The organism is Streptomyces hainanensis, from assembly GCF_004348415.1.
Taxonomy (GTDB): Bacteria; Actinomycetota; Actinomycetes; order Streptomycetales; family Streptomycetaceae; genus Streptomyces; species Streptomyces hainanensis.
Genome location: NZ_SMKI01000940.1, coordinates 1 through 454, shown reverse-complemented (window position 1 = coordinate 454; position 454 = coordinate 1). Strand labels below are relative to the sequence as shown.

At 75.3% G+C, this 454-nt stretch carries 1 pseudogene; it reads right to left on the bottom strand.

Features of this window, described 5'->3' with window-relative positions:
• Positions 1 to 454 (bottom strand): annotated as a pseudogene (locus E1283_RS37970) (AfsR/SARP family transcriptional regulator); the annotation flags it as partial.

Here is a 454-nt window from a genome sequence, read left to right as displayed (position 1 = left end):
CAACTGGGCCAGCACGAACGCCCGCCCCGCCGTACCGCCGATCCCGCCCAACCAGTCCAGCCACGGCCGCAGATGCCGCGCCGCGGCCGCCAACCGCCCCTGCCGCCGTGCCACCAGGCCGAGACCGATGTCCGCGAACTCCTCCGCCGCCCGGTCGCCGTGCTCCACCGCCAGCCGCCGCGCCCGCCGCAACGCCTCGTCGGCGCCCGCCGGATCCCCGGAGAGCAGCGAGAGGCGGCCCAGTCCCGAGAGCCGGAACGACACGTCCGACCACAGGCCGAGATCCTCCGCCACCCGCAGCCCGGCCCGCAGCCACCGTTCGGCCGCCGGGTAGTCCCCGACGATCTCGGCCCGCATCGCCAGCACATAGCCGGCCTCCAACTCGCCCCAGCCGTCTTCCAGTTCAGCGAACAGTTCCCGAGCGGCGGCCGCGTCCCCCGCCATCGTCGTGAAG